The organism is Corallococcus sp. M7, from assembly GCF_054512695.1.
Genome location: NZ_CM137252.1, coordinates 4,236,412 through 4,253,060, shown reverse-complemented (window position 1 = coordinate 4,253,060; position 16,649 = coordinate 4,236,412). Strand labels below are relative to the sequence as shown.

At 68.3% G+C, this 16,649-nt stretch carries 11 protein-coding genes; 3 read left to right on the top strand and 8 right to left on the bottom strand.

Going from position 1 to position 16,649, the window contains the following annotated elements; all coding sequences use genetic code 11:
- Window positions 1-55 precede the first annotated feature (55 nt).
- The 5 genes from xopAJ to ACX114_RS17325 form a co-directional block, all read right to left on the bottom strand.
- Window positions 56-3,868: a XopAJ/AvrRxo1 family type III secretion system effector zeta toxin gene (gene xopAJ / locus ACX114_RS17345; RefSeq protein ID WP_459299206.1), complete on the bottom strand. Its 3,813-nt coding sequence runs from the start codon at window positions 3,866-3,868 to the stop codon at window positions 56-58.
- A gap of 152 nt (window positions 3,869-4,020) precedes the next feature.
- Window positions 4,021-4,818: a hypothetical protein gene (locus ACX114_RS17340; RefSeq protein ID WP_459299205.1), complete on the bottom strand. Its 798-nt coding sequence runs from the start codon at window positions 4,816-4,818 to the stop codon at window positions 4,021-4,023.
- Between the two features lie 170 nt (window positions 4,819-4,988).
- The gene (locus tag ACX114_RS17335; protein ID WP_459299204.1) at window positions 4,989-6,827 is read right to left on the bottom strand and encodes a glycoside hydrolase family 15 protein; all 1,839 of its coding nucleotides are present in this window, start codon (window positions 6,825-6,827) and stop codon (window positions 4,989-4,991) included.
- Window positions 6,828-6,847: 20 nt separating this feature from the next.
- On the bottom strand, window positions 6,848-8,293 hold the full coding sequence (locus tag ACX114_RS17330) for a carotenoid oxygenase family protein (RefSeq protein ID WP_459299203.1): 1,446 nt from the start codon (window positions 8,291-8,293) through the stop codon (window positions 6,848-6,850).
- Between the two features lie 87 nt (window positions 8,294-8,380).
- Window positions 8,381-9,202, bottom strand: coding sequence for an alpha/beta fold hydrolase (locus ACX114_RS17325; RefSeq protein ID WP_459299202.1), 822 nt, complete (start codon window positions 9,200-9,202; stop codon window positions 8,381-8,383).
- 97 nt (window positions 9,203-9,299) lie between these two features.
- On the opposite strand from ACX114_RS17325, the gene ACX114_RS17320 reads away from it, so the two are divergent.
- Complete coding sequence (locus ACX114_RS17320; RefSeq protein WP_459299201.1) at window positions 9,300-9,695, top strand: winged helix-turn-helix transcriptional regulator; 396 nt, start codon at window positions 9,300-9,302, stop codon at window positions 9,693-9,695.
- Window positions 9,696-9,707: 12 nt separating this feature from the next.
- On the opposite strand, the gene ACX114_RS17315 is transcribed toward ACX114_RS17320, so the two are convergent.
- Together ACX114_RS17315 and ACX114_RS17310 are read right to left on the bottom strand one after the other, a co-directional pair.
- Complete coding sequence (locus ACX114_RS17315; RefSeq protein WP_459299200.1) at window positions 9,708-12,896, bottom strand: NEW3 domain-containing protein; 3,189 nt, start codon at window positions 12,894-12,896, stop codon at window positions 9,708-9,710.
- A gap of 379 nt (window positions 12,897-13,275) precedes the next feature.
- The gene (locus ACX114_RS17310) at window positions 13,276-13,440 is read right to left on the bottom strand and encodes a hypothetical protein (protein ID WP_459299199.1); all 165 of its coding nucleotides are present in this window, start codon (window positions 13,438-13,440) and stop codon (window positions 13,276-13,278) included.
- Window positions 13,441-13,683: 243 nt separating this feature from the next.
- Between ACX114_RS17310 and ACX114_RS17305 the strand changes: the two genes are divergently transcribed.
- Both ACX114_RS17305 and ACX114_RS17300 read left to right on the top strand, forming a co-directional pair.
- On the top strand, window positions 13,684-14,082 hold the full coding sequence (locus ACX114_RS17305; protein WP_459299198.1) for a DUF488 domain-containing protein: 399 nt from the start codon (window positions 13,684-13,686) through the stop codon (window positions 14,080-14,082).
- A gap of 44 nt (window positions 14,083-14,126) precedes the next feature.
- A complete protein-coding gene (locus ACX114_RS17300; RefSeq protein WP_459299197.1) occupies window positions 14,127-15,731 on the top strand; it encodes a hypothetical protein in 1,605 nt (534 codons plus the stop codon).
- A gap of 140 nt (window positions 15,732-15,871) precedes the next feature.
- Here the strand turns inward: ACX114_RS17300 and ACX114_RS17295 are convergent, their stop codons facing one another.
- Window positions 15,872-16,594 (bottom strand): thioesterase domain-containing protein, encoded by a 723-nt coding sequence (locus ACX114_RS17295; protein ID WP_459299196.1) that lies wholly within the window; start codon window positions 16,592-16,594, stop codon window positions 15,872-15,874.
- Between the last annotated feature and the right edge of the window lie 55 nt (window positions 16,595-16,649).

Genomic DNA, 16,649 nt, shown 5'->3' with positions numbered 1-16,649 from the left:
TAGGGCCGCGAGCGGCCCGCTTCAACCCGGGGATGAAGCGGGCACCCGCGGCGGCTCACTCTGTCTTCTTCGAGTGTTGTTCCAGGGCCTCTCCCAACGTCTTGCCTTTGTACTCGGTGAGGCGGGCCCGCATCTTCTGCGCGAACCCGGGGTCGGAGATGGCGCCCACCTGCCGGTTGATGAAGGCATCGTCGATGACGGTGTTCTTCACGCGCTCTGCCTCGGCGGCGGGGCTTTCGTAGACGGCCCTGTCGAAGAGGGCCTGCTTCTCCGCCGTGTCCGGCGCGTGCCACACGCCGTTGCGCTTCTCCGCCACCAGCACCTGCTTGCCGGCGTCGTCCGTCACCATCAGCTTGTAGTCGGTGATCTTCGGGTTGTTGATGACGCCCTGGAACTCACCCTCGCGCCCCATGAGCAGCTCGAGGCGGTTCTGGCGCACGCCCTTGAAGCCGCCCTCCACGGCCTCGAACGGGACGAGCGGATCCGCGGTGCCCGGGTTGCGCATGAGCACGCGGACGCTGGACGTCTCCAGCGGGACCTCCAGGTCGACGATCTTCACGTTGCGGCCTTCGACGGCCTTCAACATGCGCGGGATGTCGCTCTCGCCCGCGAAGCGCTTGTCGTAGACGACCGAGCTGTTCGGCCGGGAGAGCATCTCGTTCTCCACCCGCTGCGAGATGATGGAGCCCTCCACGTGCGCCTGGGACGTGGAGATCTTCCCGTCGTGCGCCTCGGCGATCTTCGCCTTGATGGGGTCCGGGTTGAGGGCGCCGCTCAGCTCGCCGTGCTCGTCCAGGACCTTGCTCTTGAGGTGCGGGTCGTTCTTCACGGCCGTCGTCTTGCCCGCGGCGGTGTTGCCGCGCAGCGCGTAGACGGTGTTGGGCTCCAGGCGGTCGGAGAGCGTCTGCGCCTTGTCCAGCTCCGTGTTGAGCAGCTTCTGCTGGAGCTCCCGCCGCTCCGGGACCCAGTTCTTGGGCTCCTCCAACCACTTCCACAGCGTGCCGTCCTTGGGGGGCTCGCCGACGGTGAAGGCCTCGAAGGTGCTGACCTTGCCGCCCGAGCGCTCCAGGATGGCCTGACGGACCTCGTAGCTGCCGGCCGTCTTGCCCGTGCGCAGGTCCGCGGCCTTGACGAGCTTGAGGACGTCCTTGGCGTTCTCCGGCGTCACCGTGCCTTCGAAGACGCGGCCCTCGGAGGTCGTGAAGCGGATGTGGGGGCCGTTCGTCTCCAGGGCGCCCTTGGCCCGCACCTCGCGGATGAGCTGCCCGGCCTTGGCCGTGCCCGCGCCCACCACGCCACCGGTCGCCGCGCCCACCGTGCCGTCGATGGCGGCCCGCTTGCCCACCTCGACGAAGCCGTTGACGACGCCGTTCTCCCACGTCTCGCTGCGCGTGGCCGCGTCGAAAGCACCACCCGCGGCGCCGCCCACCGCGCCTTCCTTCGCGCCCTGGATGGCCGCGGCCTTGACGGACGTCTCCACCGTCTCGCGCACCGCGGTGCCCGCGACCTCCTTCGCCGCGGTGGTGGCGCCCGTGCGGGCCCCGGCCGTCACGGCCCCGGCGCCCTTCCCCACCGGCAGGACGGCCGTGCCGCCCTCCACCGCGCCAATGCCCGCCTGGCGCAGGAGCTCCTGGCCGCCAGCCGCGTCACCCTGGAGGGCCGCGTACGTCCCCACGCGCGTCGCCGCGCCCAGGGCCGCGTAGCCCGCGATGGCCAGCGGCGTGGCCGCGCCACCCGTGCCGATGACGGCCGCGGTGGTGACCACGACGACGGCGGCGCTCGCAGCGCCGTCCGCCAGCGAGTCCTTGCTCGTCTGGAGCGACTTCACGTCGTCCGCGGCATAGCCGGTGAGCGTGTTGGCCCGCTGCGTGTCGCCGGTCTGGATGGCGGTCTCCGCCCGCGCCAGGTTGTTGTTGATGCGGTCGTTGTCGGACTCGCCCTTGAGGGTCCGCTGGATGCCACCGAGCACCGAAGAGCCGAAGCCCGACTCGTTCGCCTGCTGTTCACGCAGCCGGCGCACGCGCTCCTGCGCGGCGTTGGGATCGTTGGGGTTCACCGCGCCCAGGTCGTAGTTCTGCTTGAGCAGCTCCAGTTCGTCGCGCCCATCCAGCTCCGAGTCCAGCTCCGCGCGCAGGTCCTTGCCGTACTTCTCCTTGTAGGCCGCGGCGATGTCGTCGAGCTCGGGCTTGGACTTGCCCTCCAGCGTCTGGCGGATGGCGTCCTCGTCGGTGCCCAGGCCGTCCATGGCGAGGTGGAGCTTCTCGGCGGCGGCCTCGGCCTGCGCCTTCTTGTCGCCAGGCGCGGGAGGGTTGAGCAGCCGCAGCGTCACGTCCGCGTCCGCGCCGCCCCAGCCGCGGATCTCGCTCTCCAGCGACTTGCCGGTCTGCCGCTGGTATTCGCTCTTGATGGCGTCGAGCTGGGCGGGCGTCTTGCCCTCCAGCACCTTGCGCACGCCCTTTTCGTCCGCGCCCGTCCAGCCGCTCATGGCGTCGCGGATGCGCGCCGCGTCCGCCTGGCCGGGGGTGCCCTGGAGCAGGCCCATGGCGCGGTCATAGTCCTCGCTGCCCAGCTCGTCCTTGAGGCGCGCGGCGACGGCGGGGTCCTTGGCCAGCAGGGCGCGCTGTTCGGGCGTCGCCTTCTCCAGGCGCTCGAAGATGCGGTCCTCGTCGGTGCCCAGGCCGTCCATGTCCCGCTTCAGGCCGTCCTTGAGGGCCTGGGTCTCCAGCTCCAGCTTCTGCTGGGGCGTCTGGGCCTGGCTGGCGCCCAGCAGGCTCCGGGCGCGCGACATCTCGTCCGAGTCCAGCTCCTTGCCCAGCTTGGAGAGCATGAAGTCCTCGGCGGACTGGCCCGCCGGGACGCCGCCGTTCTGCTCCGCGAACTTCTGGGCAATGGCCTTGCGCTCCTCGGGCGAGCGCTTCTCCAGCGTCTTGAGGACCTCTTCCGAGGAGCCGAACACGCCGTCCAGCTCGGACTGGATGACGACCGCGTCGTTCTTCGCGGTGTCCCCCTTCAGCATCGCCTGGGCGCGCGTCCAGTCGTCTCCGCCCAGCTCGTCCTGGAGCTTGGCGTCCAGGTCCTTGTTGTAGTGGTCCTTGTAGGCCTGGCGGATGAGGTTGATCTGCTCGGGCGTCTTGCCCTCGAGCGTCTGGAAGATCTTGTCCTCGTCGGTCCCCCACCCGGTGACGCCACCGTCCGTGGCCTCGTAGAGCGCGGTGGCGTCCTTGCTGGCCTGCTCGGCGGTGTACGCGGGGGCCGCGGGCGCCTTCGCGGGGCTCGCGGTCGTCGTGCCCGGGGGCGAGTCCGCGACCATCATGCGCTGGAGCTCGGGCGTGACCTTCGCGTCCGCGATGGCCTTCTGACGCTCCGGCGAGCCCGGGGGCGCGGAGAAGATCTTGTGGGCGGAGGTCGCCGGCAGCGTCCCCGACTGCCGGTACTGCGGCTGCTCCTTCAGGAAGGCCTGGAGGTTGTCGTAGCTCTTGCCGCTGGAGGGGTCGACGACGCGCTCACCCTGCCGCACGATGACGTGGCCGGTCTGCCCCTCCTGGCCGGGACGCGTGTCCTTGAGGAACACCAGCTCCGAGCGGGCCCGCAGCGCGGGGGTCGCCGTGTCCACCCAGTCCGCGGCCTTGTCCAGGCAGTTGGCCTGCGCGTCCTGGGTGTTCTCCGTCAGCAGCGAGCTGGCCGGCGGGGCAATCTGCGGGCCTTCCCGGGGCGCGGTCCGATCGAACGTGGACTGTGCGTTGGGCGCGGGTTTGGTCGCGACGTTCGCGGGCGGCGGTGGAGGAGGAGGCGGCGGTGGCGCCACCACGGGAGGCTGCGTCGTGACCAGCTGCCGAGGACGATTGTTGCCAGTTCCGTCGATACCCATGCGCTTCCCCCAATCGGGCGCAGCAAAAATGATGAGGGCCGCTCACATCGGGCCCACAAAACCCCTCCGCTGATTATCCATCAAAGGGGCTCGCGGTTGCGTCCCCTGTCGCGACTGGGCGGAAGTCCTGGAATTACAAGAGGTTGGGCCGATCAGCGCCGGGTGGCGCGGGCGGCGGCGGGCTGGGCCTTGGGGGGACTGAACGACAGCTCCCGCAGGCGCATCTGGAGCGTCGCGAAGCTGTCCATGCGGCGGGGTGCGTCCTTGTCCTCCGCGCGCAACGCCAGACGCGTTTCGACGTCCAGCTCGAAGCGCGTGGGCCACAAACGGTCCAGGCTGAACGTGCAGCCGCCCTGACCTCGCACGTAGGTGGTGAGGGATTCGCCGCCCTTCTTCGTGCGGAGGTTCGCCGGCGCGGGCTGGGGCTTGGAGGTGGAGTCCAGCTCCAATCGCAGGCCGAAGCCCGTGGCCTCCCGCTTCTTGAGCTCCAGAGTGGTCCGAGCCCCGGAGAGGGGCCCCTTGCCGGGCAAGGGAGGCGACCAGCGAGCCCCCAGCCCCACGGCCTCGGTGGGCAGCAGGCGCCCGAGGCCCGCGAGGGTGGCCGTCGCCTGCTGGAGCTGGTCGCGCACGGGGGCGGCCATGTCCTTGGGCAGCTTCAGCGTGAAGCCCTGGGAGCGTCCGTCCGCGCCCACGCGGCCCTCGCCGGTCAGTCCGGGCAGGGGTTCCAGTTGCGCGTGGAGCTTCTCCACGGCCTGGGGCGGCGTGCCGGGCTGGATGAGGAGCGCCGCGCCTTCGAGCGTGAACTGGAAGCGCACCTCCCCGGAAGCGGACACGCTGAGCACCTCCGCGGCGAGCACCATCTGGACGCCGGGAACAGGAGGGAGCGGCGTCTTCTGGCCCGCGTCCTTGATGGCGCCCTGGCTCTCGGAGCGGACGCGGATGCGTTGCACGCTCCCCACGAGGGGGCTGAGCCGCAACGGTGCATGGGGAGCACTGCCTCGTTCGAGGACTTTCATGGGAGCAGGAGGATAGCCCTTTTCCCTTTCAAGACACTCCTGCCGGACCGAGGTTCTCGCCATGGCGCTCCCGGGCCTTGGAATCAGGCCCGGGAGCCGCTGCGTCAGGCGCGGGGCTCGGTGAGGGTGTAGGCCGCGTTGACGAGCGAGAAGTGGCTGAACGCCTGCGGGAAGTTGCCCAGCTGCGCGTGCAGCTTCGGCATGTACTCCTCGGCGAGCAGGCCCAGGTCGTTGCTCAACGACAGCAGGTGTTCGAACAGCCGCCGGGCATCCTCGAAGCGCCCCATCATCTGGTACGTGTCGGCGAGCCAGAACGAGCACGCGAGGAAGGTGCCCTCCTCTCCGCTGAGCCCGTCCACGGAGCCGGTGGCGTCCGGCTTGAAGCGGAGCACCAGCCCGTCCTGGAGCAGTTCCTGCTCGATGCGCTCCACCGTGCCCACCACCCGCGGGTCCGTTGCCGGAAGGAAGCCGGTCAGCGGGATGTAGAGCAGGCTCGCGTCCATCTCCTTGCCGCCGTAGTACTGCACGAAGCTGTTCATCTCGCGATTGAACCCCTGCGCGCAGACCTCCTCGAAGATGCTCTCCCGGGCTTCCAGCAGCCGCTCCATCGGGGCCGCCATCTTCGTCTCATCCGAGGCCTTGATGGCCCGGTCGAGCGCCGCCCACGCGGCCACCTTGGAGGCGGTGAAGTGGCGATTGGGCCCGCGCATCTCCCAGATGCCCTTGTCGGGGTTCCGCCAGACCTTCATCGCGTGCTCGGCGACGTTGAGCAGCGCGCGCTGCGCGACGGGGCCGACCTCGCCGAAGTATTTCGCGCCCGCGTAGAGCACCGCGGCCACCTCGCCGAGGACATCGAGCTGGAACTGGTTGTAGGCCCCGTTGCCGATGCGCACGGGCTTCGCGCCGCCGTAGCCCTCGAGCCACTCCAGCTCGGACTCCGTGAGGCGGCGCTCGCCTCGAATTCCATACATGATCTGCATCTGGGCGGGGTCTCCCGCGATGGCGCGCATCACCCACTTCCAGAACGAGGACGCCTCATCGCTCAGGCCCGCGCGGTTCAGGGCGTTGTGCGCGAGCACGGCGTCGCGCAGCCACGTGAAGCGGTAGTCCCAGTTGCGTTCACCTCCCGGCGTCTCCGGGAGCGACGTGGTGGGCGCGGCCACGATTCCGCCCGTCCTCTCGTAGCTGCAGGCCTTGATGGTGATGAGGGAGCGGACGACCTCGTCGCGGTACCTCGGCGGCGGGACGATCTTCGACACCCACTGGGTCCAGTAGCGATGGGTCTCCTGCTCGGCCTGATCCGCATCCAGGTTCGGCGGGAGCTGATCCAACCACGAGTAGTTCCAGCTCATCACCCAGGAGAACCGCTGGCCCTCGGTCACTTCGAAGTTCGAGACCAGCGGAGACGCGGTATCCCTGTCCGTGCGCCGGATGAACAAGGCGTCCGGGCCGGCGAACGCACGGAGCGAGCCCCCCACGCTCTCCACCCTGGGGATGGAGCGGCCGAAGGCGAAGCGTGGCGTCAGCTTCGAGTGCATCGCCACCGTCCCCTTCACTCCCACGACGGTCCGGACGATCCGGGGGAACTCCTGGCCAGTGGGCATGAAGTCGATCAACCGGACGGTGCCCGAGGCGCAGGTGAACTCCGTCTCGAGGATCAGGGTGTCCTTCCGATAGCGGCGGGTGATCTTCTGGATGGACTCCCTGGGTGCGAGCGCCCACTCGCCGTTCTCCTCCGTCCCGAGCAGGCTCGCGAAGCAGGCGTCCGAGTCGAAGTCTGGCAAGCACAGCCAGTCGATGGTCCCATCCCGGGCGACCAATGCCGCCGAGCGCATGTTTCCGATGAGCGCGTGGTCTTCGATCCTGCGGTTCGCCTGGATCCCGAGCTGCGCCGGGACGACAGGCTCCTGGGCCTTCTGTTGCTGCGTGATTCGTTCCGCCATGGCCGTGGCTCCCTCATGCATCATGATCGATGCTTGACGCTGGCGTCCGGGGCGCGGAGGCGCAACCGCAGCAGCGGAGGCAGAGCGACCGCTTGGTGCTCCGGGGGCGGCTCACCGGCGGCCGAACAGGCCTCTTGGCGCGCCCGAGGCACCCACGCGCCATGAAAGCCGGCGGGCACCCGCCGCGGCAGGTGAACGGTCGCGACGGGCTCCTCGTCGATCGCGCGTGCGTCGAGAATCACGAGGTCGCTGGAGTCCGTCGCCGCGCGATACACCATCACCATCAGCCAGCCGTCGTCCTCGTCGACGCCTCCCGGGCGCGGAACGAACACGGGCTCGCTGTTCTGGTCGCCGGCCGGCACCGCGTAGCGCGTCGTCTCACCGCGCTCGTGATCGAAGCGGACCACGCCGCGCATTTCAGCGGAGGTCGGCTGCTCGGTCGCATACAGGTAACGGTAGCGGCGCCCGGTACGGCTCTCGTTGATGCGCGGCAGTTCGAGCCCGCCATCGGAGAGTGGCCCTTCCTGGACCCGGCCGGTCACCGTATCGATCACGTAGCGCCAGAGCACTCCGACGGGGTTGTCGGCGAACCTGCCCGTGCTCGCGTCGAGCCGCAGGTACCACGGGTAGCGGACCGCATCGAGCACGACACATGCTTCATCGCGGTCATACGCGTTGACGACGTGCAGGATGAAGCAGGGCTCGATGCCAAACCAGCGCACCTCGCCGCCATGCCGTGGGAGGACACCGATGCGCGCCGGCCGGTCGTCGTGCCAGCGCAACGGCATCCGGTGGCCCTGCTTCAGCATCGAGAAGTCGTACCCGACGTTCAGGTCGAGCAGCAGGCTGCGGGTCGCGGTGATTGCGATGTCGTGCATCATTGACGGCGCAGGCACGTCGACAACGACGTCGACCCGCTGCACTCCCTGCGCGTCCATGACGCCATAGCGCAGCCACGGCGCGCGCCAGTCCGCGCGAAACGCAATGAGCTCGCCCGTCAGCGGATCGACCTTGGGATGCGCGGTCATCCCGCCGCCAACCTCCGCGTGTCGTCGGGGCGCACCGAGCGAATCGAGCTCGGCGGTGATCGCGAGCGGCACCCCACCCTCCGCCAACGCCAGCAATTCGCCCGCGTGCAGCAACACGTTCACGTTCGGATTGGTGTCGGTCAGGCCTGGCGCCTGCTCGGGCGCGTACACGTCAGCCCAGCGGCGCGTGCGCGCCCAGCGGTTCCGGTAGCTGACCGCGCGGCCGTCCTCGAAGGCGATCGCATGCAGCATGGCCGCTTCCGGCCACCACGACAGCACGTCGTTGCCCTCGAAGCGGCCACGCAGGGGGTTCGGGCCGTTGCGCAGCAGCGTTCCGTCGAGCTCGCGAGGGATGTCCCCTGTGACGCGCAGCTCGACGAGGTCGACTTCGTCGGCGACCGGCGCGCCCGCGCCACGGTTCAAATCGAATGCGGTCATGGCGTCACCCCTGTATCGGAATGACGCCATTTCTACCCGGGTATAAATCCCCGGTCAATATCACCCGGGTAAAATGCGAGATTCATCTCAGCCCAGCGGCCGGGCGAAGCCTCGCAGGAGCGCCGCGAGCGCCGAGGGTTGATCCTCGGGCAGGATGTGTGCGGCGTCGGTGAGGCGCGCGGTCTCGAGGTGGTCGCACAGCGGCGCGATCTGACGCGCGAGTGCGTCGCCGACGACGCCCCCGGCGATCGCGAGCGTCGGGACGGTCAGGCGCTCGACCTTCGCGAGGCGCTGTGCGTTTTCGGGGAGCGCGCGGTAGTGCTCGAATGCGCAGCGGAGCGAGTCCCGGCCACGGTATGCATCGAGGAATGCGGTGCGCGCCTCGGCGGGAAGGCCGCGCTTCGTTCCGATGGCGAAGAAGTGGTCGAGGTACGCCTCTTCTCGGCCCGAAATGACCTCCTCCGGCATGCCGGGGATCGCGTGGAACGCGAACCACCACGGCGGGCGGAACGTCTCAGCGCCAGGGAGCCCACCGAGAAGCGACTCCATGACGACGAGCTTCTTCACACGCGTGGGATGGTGCGCGGCGGTGAGGAACGCGATCGGCGCGCCGAGGTCGAGGCCGATGATGACCGCGGGCTCCTGGGTGTGCGCATCGAGCACGGCGAGCGCGTCGGCGGCGAGCGTGTCCAGGTCATAGCCCGACGCCGCCCGCGTCGTGGCTCCAAGCCCCCGGAGGTCCGGTGCGATGACGTGATGCTCGCTGGCGAGCGCTCGCATCACGTTCCTCCACACGAACCAGGTGTGCGGAAATCCGTGAAGGAAGAGGAGCGGCGGCCCCCTGCCGGCCGATGCGACGTGGATCGCGATCCCGTTGGCCTCGACGACGTCATGCTGGAAGTCGTTCATGGGACCCACCATGTGCTTGGGGATTGCTGGTATCAAGAGGATACCAGGAGGCGTCCAGGGCACTTGGATGGGACCAAGGCACCTGGAGGAAACCACGATGGCCACACGCAAACCGGGAGGCCCCTTCGTCGCGACGTGCCCGACGCGTGAGCTGCTCGACCAGCTCGCTGACAAGTGGGCGGTGCTGCTGCTGATCGCGCTCTCCGACGGGCCGGTGCGCTTCAATGCGCTGAAGCGCAAGGTGGAGGGCATCACGCAGAAGATGCTCGGCCAGACGCTGCGCCGCCTCGAGCGGAATGGCCTTGTCGAGCGCCGCGTCTTCGCGACGGTCCCCGTCACGGTGGAATACGAGGTGACGCCGCTTGGCCGCTCGCTCCATGGCATCGTCGATGCCATCCGGAACTGGTCCATCGACCACATCGGCGTCGTCCAGAAGGCCCGCGAGCGCTTTGACGCAACCCACGAACGCGAGCCTGCACCGCGAGCACGGTGATGCCCCGGAGCGTCACTGCGCGGTGAAGCCCACCGTGTTGCTGGTGACCGTCTCCGTGCCCGCGGTGGCGGTGGCGGTGACGGAGTGCGCACCGGGCACGCGCGCCACGTAGCTCCACACCGCCTTGCCTTTGACATCCGTGGACACGGTGAGCGCGTCCATGAGGCCATCCGGACGGAGCACACTGAATTGTACGCTGGCCTGCGCGGCGCCTGTTCCCCGCGTCACGAAGGTCGTGAGGGGCACCAGACCGTTGCGCTTGTAGACGAGCGCCGGCACCGACAGCGTGGCCTTCAGCGGCAGCGGAGTGACGTCCACCGTGAAGCGGCCCAGCGCCGTGCTCGCGCCCGTGTGCGAAGCCGTCCCGCCCACCGTGAAGCGACCGGACGCCGTCTGCGGAGGCGTCACGGTGAGCGTCACCTGTCCGACCGCGCCGTGGGCCAGCGAGAGCGACGTCTGAGACAGGACCGACGTCCAGCCCGACGGTGCCGTGGTGCCCAGAGAGAAGCTGCTCGCGGCGCACGCCGTGCTGTCGTTGTTCATCACCGTCATCGTCACGGTGAGCGGCTTGCCCGCCTCCACGGTGGCCAAGGCCGGCGTGAGGCCCACCGACGGCCCCCGGGGCACGCACACCACGCGCGCCTCCACCTGCGCTCCACCGACGGGCACCCCGTCACGCAGCACGCCCAACTCGAAGGAGCGGCTGCCCGCGCCCGCGTTCGAAGGCGCGGTGACCGTCAGCGTCGTGGTGGCCGTGGCCCCAGGCGCCACGGTAAGCGAGGGCGCGGAGAACACCGAGCCCCACGGGTCCGCATCCAGCGCCAGTGTGAACGTGGAGTCTCCACACGTCGCAGCGTCGTGGTTGGTGACGGACAGCGTGTAGCTCCCCGTCCCCCCTGGCACCACGTCCACCGTCGACGGCAGCGCGCTGAGCGTCGGCGCCGAGCGCACGCAAGGGTTCACCGTGACGGAGGCCGTGGCGGTGGTCTCCACCACATAGCCGTCCCGCAGAATCTGGAGGTCCACGGCGTAGGTCCCCTGCGCGTCCGTGGGCACCGTCTTGTACATCGTGAGCTCGAACGAGCCGCCGGGCTCGATGTCGAAGCCGAACGGATCATGGTCCGTGGCCCAGCCCGCGGGCAGCGTGGACGCGGGCTCGAAGTACCACCACCCGCACGCCCGCGAGTCGTGGTTGACGAGGGTGACGCCGAAGGCGGCCGTGTCCCCGGCGCTCACCGTCTGCGAGGCCCGGTCGAAGCGCACCTCGATGGGCGCCTGCTGGCACGGCGCGACGACATCCAGCGTGTCATCCTCGGTGACGCTCTCGCCGTCACGCGCGACGGAGACATCCACCGTGTACGTGGCGTATGGCATGCCAGCAGGCACCTCCTTGGTGAAGTAGAGGAAGCGCTGCATGCCGGGCTCCAGGGTGATGCTGGCCGGAAGGTTCGTGGTCGGCCAGCCCGCGGGCAGCGACGTGGAGAGCGCGAAGGTGGAGGCGGGGCAGCCCACCGTGTCGTTGTTGGTGAGGGTGAGACCGCTGTCCACCTGCCAGCCCGGCGCGGCGTAGTCGTACCAGGTGTCGAACGTCACGGTCGGCGGCGCGCGCACGCACGGCACGGGCTCGTAGTGGACGCTCACCGTGACGCCCGCGGGCGTGGCGGCGTCCACCGACAGGCGCAGGTTGGTGTACGGGTCCGTCCACGTGCCGGGCAGGAGGGCCGGGTCCCACCACGCGGACGTCTCCGGCGTGAAGTCCAGCAGGTGCGTGTAGCTGCCCGTGGACGCGTCCTCGTAGTGCACCAATGCGCCGTCGTACACCTGCGAGGGGAAGAAGCTGACGTCGTAGTCGCCCACCTGCCGGCGGGCCTCCAGCCACAGCCAGCCATCGCCATAGAAGCCGCGGCGCACCTTCAGCGCCTGCAGGCCACTGCCCATGGGCGCGGACAGCGGGGACAGCGTGAAGGTGCCGTCCGTGCCGTCCACCGTGGCCACGGCGCTCGGCTCCAGCCAACCGGCGCGCACCTTGTGCGGTGCCGCGTAGTGGCCCAGGTTCCAGTCGCCCATGGCGGTGAACTTGTCGCCGTACTCGGTGAGCGTGCCCCACGTGCCCACGGGGCCCAGGGGCTCCGCCCCGAAGTCGCGCGAGCTGCCGTGATGCAGCGTGAGGTTGTGGCCCCCCTCGTGCGTCACCAACTCCACGCCCAGGTCATTGGGGCTCATGTACTCGGCGCGCAGCCACGCGGTGGAGGCGGTGATGGGGCCGTCCTGCGTCTGCTGCGTGAAGCACGCCAGCGTGCCCAGGCCGCCGTAGGAGCAGTTGGTGCCCGTCGCCTCCGGGTGGACGATGAAGATGCGGTCATACTGCCGGAAGTCCACGTCCGCGTCGGCCGCGGCGATGGCGGCCACGCGCATGGCGTCCGACTCGTCGCACGAGTAGCCCCGGTTCAGCGTGTACCAGCCCACCACGTCGCCGCTGGCGCTGGTGCGGCCCTGGGACGCCTCCTGCCAGTAGCGCGTCAGCGAGCGCTGCGTGGTGGAGAAGAACACCTCGCGCACCTGCTGCGCGGTGAGCGTCTGCGGCTGCCCCGGGAAGGTGGCGAGGATGACCAGGGAGCGCTGGTCCCCCGTGGTGCCGCACGCGGACGTGGCGGAGAGCGCCTGGCGCACCACCTCCGTGTCCTCCGCCGCCAGCCGCGCGGCCAGCTTCAGGCCCCGCACGCGCACGCGCAGGCCGCTGCGCAAATCCCCGGACGGTGGATTCGCGAAGCGCACCTGGAGCCGCTCGCCCTTCACGCGCAGGAAGTGCTCCGTGCGCGCCTCCGTCCGCGCCGGGTTGTCGGCGACGAGCACCTCCAGCTCCCCTTCATACTCCCCGCGTGCCTCCAGCAGCGCCGCCGCGGACGGCTGCTTCCGGGCGAGGCTTGTGCGCACGGACTCGGGAAGCGCCAACGCCAGCGCGGCGCCCGCGTCCAGGTCCATCAGGGAGCCCAGCGCCTCGGCGCGCTCGCGCAACAGCGGCGGCAGTCCCGCCTGCTGGCCCCGGCGCAGCCGGGCGTTGAGCCGGGACACCTTCTCCTTCAACGGCGTGGACTCGGCCCCTGCGAGGGCCGGGGGCGCGGTGGGAGCCGGCGAGGGCTCCTCCTGCGTGGCGCAGCCCAGGGCCAGCGCCAGCGTGACGGTCAACAACGTGCGAAACATACCTTCTCCCGGGTGAGCGCGCCTTTCGGGCCGCCGCGCGCCTTCTGCACCGGGCTGCTGGACGTTTTCAACATCACTCCAGCAGCTCCACGCGCTGACGGCTCCGTCACGCCGAATTGTCCCCGATGTCGCTCTACTGTCATGGGGAACTACACGTCGCCCAAAGCCACTGCCCAAGGGAGTCTCCGCAGACTGAACCACACCCTCCGCTTGGGTCTTGGCCTGGCACTCACGCATGGAAGCGCATGCGGTTCCCGGTGGCGACGAACCACTCGTCCGGTGAGTGACACCCCGTGGGCCGCTGCTCAACCTCAGGGAGAGGCGCCTTGGGGGGCCCACTCCCAGGTGTCGTTGAGTTCGACGTTCATGCCGTCACTTCTCAGTTCTGCCCCCCGAAGAGAACGATGCGCTGACCCGCCGAGTCGTACGCCAGCCCGTGGCGCATGCGCGCGCTGGGAGCAGCGGCGGGGGCTTTCTGCTCCCAATTCGTGCCGTCCCACTCCCAGGTGTCGTTGAGCAGGACGGACTCGATGACGCCCTGCATCCTCGACCCTCCGAGTAGGAGGACGCGCTGACGGGCCGAGTGGTAGCGGTCGGCCGGGCAGCGTCCTGCTCTCCGGCCCCTGAGCGCGGCCCCCCTTCCGGACCGAGGCCTGGGCGGCGGGATGCCTTGTCGGGTGTCGGCCCAGGTCCAACATTGAAGGGACTGAAGCTTCAAGGGGCGCGGCTTGGGCGAAGCGGCGATGGAGATGCCGAGGCGGGCGCGAGGCTGGGGCGGCGTGTCCAGGTGTTCGCGCTGGGCCACTCCACGCGCCCCATTGAGGAGCTGGTGGAGATGCTGTGGGCGAACGGCGTACGGACGCTGGTGGACATCCGCACGGTGCCGCGCTCCCGCACGAACCCGCAGTTCAACGTGGACGTGCTGGGAAGGACGCTGGCACGGGTGGGGGTCGAGCACCTGCACCTGCCAGCGCTCGGCGGGCTGCGGCGTGCGCGCAAGGACTCGCCCAACGCGGCCTGGCGCAACCCGAGCTTTCGGGGCTACGCGGATTACATGCTGACGGAGGACTTCGCGCAGGGACTGGAGGCGCTGCGCGAGGTGGCGCTACACGGGCCGCGACGTAAGCAAGTTGCGACGCGCTACGACAAGCGCGACCCAGCCTCTGCCCTTTACGGCACATGCTGATCGCGTATTTCGTGGAGACTGACGCCCCTGGACAAGGAGTTTCCGTGAGTCGAGATGCCGCGTACTTTGAACGTTCACGACTTTATCGACAAGCCGAAGAACACGCAGTGGCGATCCTCAAGGATCTGCAAGGCGCTCCATCGCTGCGGACCGCGCTGCGCGAGTGTCTCGGCATGGACAAGATTGTGCTCCGCTCCGAGGCAGAATGCCGTAGTGCAGTCAAACGCATCGCCGGCTTTATCGACGCACTGTCTTTGCGTACCGACCTCGCAATCCCGAGCTTCATGGAGCTCGGAGCACGCGTGTACTACAATAAGTTTGTCGAATCGCAGCGATGGATCGGAATCGGCGCAAAGGTCGCCCTTGAGCGCATCTGGCCCCGGGTCTGGAGTGCGGGTGATTCGGGCTCTGCGTCTATCGCGAGCCACATCAGGGCCATTCGCGCAGCGTTCCTTCTCTACGAGATCGAACTCGCCAGAAAGGCGATTGTCCTTGCGGGCGACGATGGGAACGAAGGGGTAATACTCACCCCAAGCGGCTTTCTTGCTTCCAGCAGCCGCGCGGACCAGATGTTGAGACACCTCTCTTCAACTATGAACTCCATTGATTCGCCTTACAGAACCACGGCCAGCACGAAGAGGCTGTTCGTGTCTCCAGGCGAAACACTTGGCGCAATCCTGCAGGCTCTCGACGGTGAAGACCCGGCGCGGATTCAACTATTTTCAGGAACCCTGTTTGCAGCCGTGCCTCAGGGCAGCGCGATGGACTTCTGGCGTGGGATGCTTGCTCGCTTCCTCTTGCTGATGGCAGCTGTCGGCACAAGACACCAGGTCATGTCGACCGATATTGGAGTCGCCATCCTGGGCAGATTTGAATTTCAAGTCTCAGCCGAGTTTGTCTCGCAAAAAATCGGACAAGAAGAAATGCAGCCAATCGTTGAGTCGCTGTTCTGGCAGCGCAAGTGGTTCGAGAAGCGCAATTCAGGCGGTGCCATAGGTGGCCTGGTGGTTGAGCGGCCGATCATGCGGTTCACCCGTTCTGACGAGCTCTTCGCGACAGCAGGGCCACTTATTTTTGATTCAATCTCGTGGTTCGTTGAAGCATCCGCAATGCGGTATGTACACCAGGGAGGAGTTCCCCTACCCGAATCTGTATTCCAATCAAAAATCTCCTCGGCACTGGAGGAGAGGGTGTGCGCGGCCTTCCGAAAAGCAGGATTTGAAGCGGGACAACTGAATGAGGCGGGAGTGTGGGACCTTGGCGGTGAGAAGCGACTGCTCCGCAACTTGACCGTCCCAAAATGCCCTGGCGAGTTGGATGTCCTGGCTCTTCATAGACCATCGGGTCATCTGTTTGCGATCGAGTGCAAGGTACTGGGGCTTCCCTTTACTGAGAGCGCCATAAGGAACGTTATCTCAAAAGTCGGACCGGACGACGCTGAGTCCTTCCACTCCAAGGTCAATGCGAAACTTGAATGGGTACGGGGCTGTGAAGGCTTCCAGAAACTCAATGCAAACAGGAGCGGCGCACTACTGGTCCTTGATAGGCCAATGCCGGGCATGGCACTCGATCCGATGCTGCACGTGATCCCTGCGGAGGCGGCTGAAGGGTTCGCGAAAGAACTGGTCGAAATTTATGAGAAGACCTGAGCGTCCCTCAAGCAGCGGCGCGGGCAAGCCCTCTGCGTGAGACCGTGACGAAGACCTAGCGGATGCCCAGACGCTGACAGGCTCACTCATGGGGGCATTATAGGGCGCCTGTCAGGTCAACCCGGCTGAACCTGACGGCACTACACCTGCGCTTCCGCGATGGCGGCGCGCAGCTCGTTCGCCACCGCCTGCACGTGCGGCTCCGTCAGCAGCGAGACGTGGTTGCCCGGGACCATGCGCAGGCGCAACGGCTGGGTCGTGAGGTCCTCCCAGCCCTCGGTGACCGTTTCGCAGAACTTGCTGTCGATCGCGCGCAGGAAGGTGATGGGCCCCCGGAAGCGTTCGGCCGGCACGTAGGCGGAATCGCTGATGGCGCGATAGAGCGCCAGGATGTGCTCGATGCGCGCGTCAGGCTCGTCCGGTGGATAGGCCCCGTGCCTCCTGGCGAGCTCCATGAAGTGCGTGATGCGCTGGCGCGGATCCATGGCCCGCATCTCGTCGCTCTCCAGCCCGACGTCCACGTCGAACCAGTACCGGAAGCCCGCCGCGACGATGGAGTAGAACTCGACCAGGTCGGTCAGGAAGGTCTCGTTCGGCATGCGGAGGTTGAGATTGGCCGGCGACCAGGCGTCGCACACGGCGAGCACGGCCACCCGCTCCCCTCTGCGTTGAAGCTGCAGGGCCATCTCCAGCGCGACCATTCCGCCGGAGCAATGGCCTCCCAGGAGGTACGGCCCGCGCGGCTGCACCCAGCGCATGGTGTCGATGTGGTCGGCCGCCATGTCCTCGATGCGCTTGAACGGCGCGCGCTCGCCATGGAGGCCCCGGGTCTGGAGGCCGTAGAGGGGCTGATCCGGTCCCATCCCACGCGCCAGCGCATAGGCGTTGAGCGGGTCCCCTCGCCGCCCGGCAGGAAGA